The following is a 6,525-nucleotide window of genomic DNA, read 5'->3' on the forward strand; positions in this document are numbered from 1 at the left end:
ATTTTGTGAACAAAAAATGACCAGTCAGCATTTTGCCCTGTGGAGCCCGTAAATACGGGGGCTTCAAAAATTCCATCAACAGACTTATCCACAGGTCGCCCTGCCCTTTAATCGCGCTCGGCGAGCACCATCAGGTTGCGCGGTGTCAGGGAGGTTTCGCAGAAGTGGCCGACTTGAGCCTTGTAGCCGTTTTCTTGCAGAAACAGTGCCCGATCCAGCACCAGCCACACTTCCAGTGGGCGGCGAAACAGGCCACGCACCAACTCCAGGTTTCGTACCTGCGCCAGGCGTTGCCAGCCGTGCTGCTCCAGGGTTGGCCAATCCTGTTCGCCTGTGGATAAACCCTTGAGCGCCGCCAGGTGCCGGCAGTAATCAGCGAAGGGCCGGGTCAGCCATTCGCTGGGCAGTGACGGCGTGGGCAGGTACTCATCACGCCCGCGCAGTTGCCGCTGCAGTTGGTCGAAGCCCAGGCGCCGGGCCATGGAGGTGTCGCGTTGCAGGCGCACCCGCGCGCCAGCGGTGACGGTTTCGCTCAGGGGCAGGCCAAGATCCTCCCGTGATAAACGCAGTGCCGAAGCGCGGGCCGGGGCCGACAGCGCCTGGTACTGCTCGCTGCCGATGCGGTTGTAACAGCAGGGCGCCACGGCCAGGTGCTGGCAGCCGGCGGCGCTGGCCAGTTGCAGCAAGCGCACGTGCAGATCGCCGCAGGCATGCAGGGCAACCGGGGTGTGTTCGCGGGTGAGGTGCTGCGCGGCGTCCTCGGCCATCACATCTTGCTCGCGATGCAGCGCTGGCAGTCGATGGTGATCACTGAGGGCTTTGCCTGCGGCAACCAGCGCGGGATCGTATTCCAGGCAGGTCAACTGCTGCCCCGGTTGCTGCAGGCGACGGCCGAGGTGGCCTTTGCCGGCACACCAGTCGAGCCAATGGCCGGGGCGCTGGGCGAACTGCAGGGCGGCGCCAAACGCCTCGATCTGCTGCCATTTGCGCCCGGGTACATCCACATTCAGGCGCGACGGCGGCGTATGCAGCGCGCCTGACGGTAACTGATCCACAGCACTCAAGCGCGCGGCCAGTTGCGCCCAGTGGGGAAACGGCGCCGGTGCTTGTAGTTCAGTGGGCAGGTTGTGGCTGCTTTCGGCCTCTGCCAGCGAGCGCTGGCGCAGCCATTGGGCCAGTTGCGGATGCTGGGTTTCCCAAGGCAATTGCAGATGGGTAAAGGGCCGTGGTCGCCACAGCCCTTGATGTTCGCTGAGGAACGCATCCAGTGCGAGGAAGCGTTCCAGCAGGCGCTCGCCCGTCAACCCGGTATCAGCGGCCCTGGCAGGCATCGACCCGCAACCAGCGTTCCAGCAGTTTGAAGCCACGCACCAGTACATAGGCCATCAGCAGGTAGAACATCCCGGCGGCAAAGAAGATCTCCACCGGCAGGTAGGTACGAGCAATGATGGTACGGGCCATGCCAGTCAGCTCGAGCAAGGTCACGGTACTGGCCAGGGCGCTGGCCTTGAGCATCAGGATCACTTCGTTGCTGTAGGCCGGCAGGCCGATGCGCGCGGCACGCGGCAGGATGATGTAGAACAGCGCCTTGGGCTTGGACATGCCCAGCGCCCGCGCCGCTTCGATCTCACCAGGCGGGATGGCCTGGATCGCGCCACGCAGGATTTCGGCAATGTAGGCGGCGGTGTGCAGGGTCATGGTGACGGTGGCGCACCAGAACGGGTCCCGCAGGTACGGCCACAGGGCGCTTTCGCGCACGGCATCGAACTGCGCCAGGCCGTAGTAGACCAAAAACAGCTGCACCAGCAGCGGTGTGCCACGGAAGAAGAAAATGTAGCAGTAGGGCAGGGTGCGCACGTACCACAGGCGCGAGGAGCGGGCGATGCCCAGGGGGATCGCCAGCAGCAGGCCGGCGATCACCGCGATGGCCACCAGTTCCAGGGTCAGGGTCGCGCCCTGGGCCAGTCGTGGCAGCCACTTGATGATCACGGCCCAGTTCAGGCCCAGGTCGAAATGCGACAGCCAGCTATAGTCGCCGTTCATTGCGTGCTCCTCGCAAAGCCGCGAGCGGCGCGTTTTTCCAGGAAGTACATGCCGGCCATGGCCAGGACGGTGAGGCCCAGGTACATAAAGGCCGCGACCATGAAGAAGGTGAAAGGCTGCTTGGTCACGGTCACGCCGATTTGCGCGTGGCGCATGATTTCTTCCAGGCCGATCACCGAGACCAGCGCGGTGTCCTTCATCAAGATCATGAACAGGTTGCCCAGGCCCGGCAGGGCGATGCGCCACATCTGCGGCATGATCAGCCGGGTGAAGATGCGCAGCTTCGACAGGCCCAGGGCAACGCCCGCTTCACGGTGGCCCTTGGGGATCGCCAGGATCGCGCCACGGAACACTTCGGTGGCGTAGGCGCCAAAGCACAGGCCCAGGGCGATCACCCCGGCGGCGAAGGCGCTGAGCGACAGGTCGGGGTTACCGAAAAACTCCCCCAGGGCCCGCATCATATTGACCGTGCCGAAGTAGATCAGCAGCACCCACAGCAGTTCGGGAATGCCCCGGACAATCGTCGAGTAAGCGCCGCCAAGCCATTGCAGGAACTTGTACGGGGAAGTCTTGGCCAAGGCGCCGGCCAGGCCGAGCACCAGCCCCAGGCATAATGCCGTGAGCGCCAGTTTGACGGTCATCAGCGCGCCGGCAGCGAGTGCGGGGCCGAATCCGTAGAGATCGAAATTCATGGTTTTTTCATATCGCGCAAGGCATTGCGAAAAGCCGGCGCGCTCATGCGAGCGCGCCGGACTGGCCCATCAGGATCATTCGATGCTGAAAGGGAAGTACTTGTCGTTGATCTTCTTGTAGGTGCCATCGGCCTTGATTTCCGCCAGGGCCTTGTTCAGGCGCTCGCGCAGTGGGTCGCCTTTACGCACGGCGATGCCGATCTTGTCGCTTTCTACAACCGGATCGCCTTTGAACTCATAGGCCGAACCGTCTTTGCTCTTGAGCCACTCGTACTGCACGTACTTGTCGGCGAGCATCCCGTCCAGGCGGCCGGAAGTCAGGTCGAGGTAGGCGTTTTCCTGGGTGTCGTAGAGCTTGGCGGTGGTGCCTGGCAGTTTGTCTTCCAGGTAGGTACCGGCCAATGTCGCGCGTTGTGCACCGATGGTCTTGTCTTTGAGGTAGTCGGCGTCGGTCTTGAAGTCTGTCGTGGTTTTTGCCGCGATGAATTGCAGCTTGTTGGAGTAGTACGGGTCGGTGAAGTCAACGGCTTGCTTGCGCTCGTCGGTGATCGACAGCGACGACACCAGGAAGTCGAACTTCTTGGCATTCAGGGCCGGGATGATGCCGTCCCAATCCGAGACATACACTTCGCACTTCTCGACTTTCATCTTGGCGCACAGGGCGTCGCCGATGTCTTTGTCGAAGCCGACAACGTTGCCGCTGGCGTCTTTATTGTTGAAGGGCGGGTAGGCCGCTTCGATCCCCATTTTCAAAGTCTCGGCCATGGCCGTGGCGCTGAATGCCATGGAAACGGCGGCGGCCAGGAGGAATTTTTTATAGTTCTGCATGCATGTTGCTCCGTTAGCGGTTGCTGGACATGAATTGTTTGCAGCGCGCCGAAAGCGGGTTCTCGAACACCTGCTGTGGCGATCCTTGCTCTTCGACCAGGCCCTGGTGGAGGAACACCACTTCGCTGGACACTTGGCGGGCAAAGCCCATTTCGTGGGTGACCAGCAGCATGGTGCGGCCTTCTTCGGCCAGCGCGCGGATCACATTAAGTACTTCCTGAACCATTTCCGGGTCAAGTGCCGAAGTGGGCTCATCGAACAAAATGACCTTGGGTTGCATCGCCAGGGTGCGGGCAATGGCCGCGCGTTGCTGCTGGCCGCCGGACAATTGCGCCGGGTAGGCGTGGCGCTTGTCACCAATGCCGACCTTGGCCAGCAGCGCCTCGGCTACTTCGATGGCTTCGGCCTTGCTCTGGCCGAGCACGCGGCGTGGGGCCTCGATGATGTTGTCGAGGATGCTCATATGTGGCCAGAGGTTGAAGTTCTGGAACACAAAGCCGATTTCGCTGCGCAGGCGATTGATCTGCTTGCCGTCGGCGGCCATCAGCTCACCGTTTTTCGCGGCCTTGAGCTTGAGCTCTTCGCCGGCCACCAGGATCTGGCCCTGGTGCGGGTTTTCCAAGAGGTTGATGCAGCGCAGGAACGTGGACTTGCCGGAACCGGAGGAGCCCAGGATCGAGATCACATCGCCGTCGCGAGCGGTCAGCGAGATGCCTTTTAGCACCTCCAGCTCACCATAGCGTTTATGCAAGTTGCGGATTTCAAGCGCGGGCGCGGCCAAAGCCATGAGCGGTCCTCATTGTGTTCATTGCGTTCCTGCTGTTGGGTCGCCTTCCTGGCGTGGCGCCAAGCTAGCATAGCGTTCGGATGACAGCCAACAGCGCCACGGGCGTTAAACAGACAGTGTGTGACAGGTTGTCGCATCGGCACAGCAGCGTGTCGCGCCATCAACAACCGAACAGCCGTTTTAACCGATAAACCCGTGACAGTCGCGTAAAAAAGGGCGCGATGGTGCCAGCTTTGGTCGGGTGTTGGAAGGGTTAAACGGGTAAACGGTGCCTATCAGCCCTTTAATTGGGCGTCACTTACTTTCTGTGTGTGTTTTTGGTGCGCTCATACGTTCTTGAAGTGAGTCGGCTGGTAACGTTGTGGCGGATTGCCAGTAATCTCAATGGCTTGCGAGTGCTAGAGGATTGTCCTACAGGCCGCGTCAACCTTGGCTTTGTAACATTTTGGCGCAAATCTTGCGTAAAAAATAAAGAACGCCCCGTTTGTTTCTTTTCACGAAGTGGCAGCAGGCCGGGTGGACCGTATTCGCAATTCCTCGCAAAGGTGTGTCAATGAGTAGTACGCAAAGCTCCAATGACCTCGAACAGGGGCTCAAACCGCGTCACGTCACCATGTTGTCGATTGCCGGTGTGATCGGCGCCGGTTTGTTTGTCGGCTCCGGCCACGCGATTGCGGCAGCCGGGCCCGCGGTGCTGCTGGCCTATGCTGCGGCCGGTACGCTGGTGGTGCTGGTGATGCGCATGCTGGCCGAGATGGCCGTTGCCTCTCCCGACACCGGTTCTTTTTCCACCTACGCCGACCGGGCCATCGGCCATTGGGCCGGCTTTACCATCGGCTGGCTGTACTGGTGGTTCTGGGTGCTGGTCATTCCCCTGGAAGCCAATGCCGCCGCAACCATCCTGCATGCCTGGTTCCCTGACGTGGCGATCTGGGCGTTCACCCTGGTCATTACCTTGCTGCTGACTGCTACCAACCTGTTCAGCGTGAAGAACTACGGCGAGTTCGAGTTCTGGTTTGCCCTGATCAAGGTGGTGGCGATCATTGGTTTTGTGATCCTCGGCGTGCTGGCGATCTTCGGCTTGCTGCCGGGCAGCCAGGTCAGCGGCGTATCGCATCTGTTCGACACCCAGGGCTTTTTGCCCAACGGTATGGGCGCGGTGTTGGCGGCAATCCTGACCACCATGTTCTCGTTCATGGGCACTGAGATCGTGACCATCGCGGCCGCAGAATCGAAGAACCCTGGCCAGCAGATCACCAAGGCCACCAACTCGGTGATCTGGCGGATCGGCTTGTTCTACCTGGTATCGATCTTCATCGTCGTGGCCCTGGTGCCGTGGAACGATCCGACCCTGGCAGCCGTAGGTTCCTACCAGACCGTGCTGGAGCGCATGGGCATCCCGAATGCCAAGCTGATCGTCGACCTGGTGGTATTGGTTGCCGTGACCAGTTGCCTGAACTCGGCGCTGTACACCGCGTCGCGCATGCTGTTTTCCCTGGGGCGTCGTGGTGATGCACCGGCGGTGGCCAAGCGCACCAACAAGAGCGGCACGCCTTACTGGGCGGTGATGTTGTCCACAGGCGCGGCATTCCTCGCGGTATTCGCCAACTACGTGGCGCCGGCGGCGGTGTTTGAATTCCTGCTGGCCAGCTCCGGCGCGATTGCGCTGCTGGTGTACCTGGTGATTGCCGTGTCGCAACTGCGCATGCGTCAGAAACGTACGGCGGCGGGCGAGAAAATTGCCTTCAAGATGTGGCTGTTTCCGGGCCTGACCTACGCAGTGATCGTGTTTATCGTCGGTGCGTTGACCATCATGCTGTTCCAGGAAGCGCATCGGGTGGAGATCATCGCGACCGGCGTGTTGAGCTTACTGGTGGTGGTGGCGGGGTTGCTGGTGGCGAACCGCCGCAAGGCCCGCAACCTTGAGGCTGCGGTGCTGAATTAATCAGCACCCCCTCAGCAGGAGCCGGCGCCTGGTGCGCCGCCACCTTGCTGCTAACGCCACAAAACACTGTAGGAGCGAGCTTGCTCGCGAAAAACGTCAACGATAACGCGGGCTGCCTGAGTAAACGCGTTGTTCTTGAGTTCTTCGCGAGCAAGCTCGCTCCTACATGGGTTTTGTATTAATCCTGCGAAGTGGTCAGTGCCTGCGACGCCGCCACCTTGCTGCTAACG

General features: G+C 61.0%; 6 protein-coding genes. 1 reads left to right on the forward strand and 5 read right to left on the reverse strand.

All coding sequences use genetic code 11. The annotated features are described in order from the left end of the window. Nucleotides 1-107: 107 nt before the first annotated feature. The 5 genes from BHC62_RS11035 to BHC62_RS11055 form a co-directional block, all read right to left on the reverse strand. Nucleotides 108-1,331: a methyltransferase gene (locus BHC62_RS11035; protein WP_070995045.1), complete on the reverse strand. Its 1,224-nt coding sequence runs from the start codon at nt 1,329-1,331 to the stop codon at nt 108-110. Beyond that, nucleotides 1,312-2,001 carry an ABC transporter permease gene (locus BHC62_RS11040; protein WP_029295855.1) on the reverse strand — a complete coding sequence of 230 codons (690 nt, stop codon included), beginning with the start codon at nt 1,999-2,001 and terminating at the stop codon, nt 1,312-1,314. The genes BHC62_RS11035 and BHC62_RS11040 overlap by 20 nt, the downstream gene beginning before the upstream one ends. 38 nt (nt 2,002-2,039) lie before the next feature. After that, on the reverse strand, nt 2,040-2,735 hold the full coding sequence (locus tag BHC62_RS11045) for an ABC transporter permease (RefSeq protein WP_029295857.1): 696 nt from the start codon (nt 2,733-2,735) through the stop codon (nt 2,040-2,042). Nucleotides 2,736-2,810: 75 nt separating this feature from the next. After that, nucleotides 2,811-3,563, reverse strand: a complete 753-nt coding sequence (locus tag BHC62_RS11050) for an ABC transporter substrate-binding protein (RefSeq protein WP_070995046.1) — start codon at nt 3,561-3,563, stop codon at nt 2,811-2,813. Between the two features lie 13 nt (nt 3,564-3,576). Continuing rightward, entirely contained in the window at nt 3,577-4,350 is a 774-nt protein-coding gene (locus BHC62_RS11055) for an ABC transporter ATP-binding protein (RefSeq protein WP_029295861.1), read from the reverse strand. Between the two features lie 553 nt (nt 4,351-4,903). Between BHC62_RS11055 and gabP the strand changes: the two genes are divergently transcribed. Beyond that, nucleotides 4,904-6,295 carry a GABA permease gene (gene gabP / locus BHC62_RS11060; protein WP_070995047.1) on the forward strand — a complete coding sequence of 464 codons (1,392 nt, stop codon included), beginning with the start codon at nt 4,904-4,906 and terminating at the stop codon, nt 6,293-6,295. Nucleotides 6,296-6,525 lie beyond the last annotated feature (230 nt).

Source organism: Pseudomonas sp. 06C 126 (genome assembly GCF_001855215.1).
GTDB lineage: Bacteria > Pseudomonadota > Gammaproteobacteria > Pseudomonadales > Pseudomonadaceae > Aquipseudomonas > Aquipseudomonas proteolytica.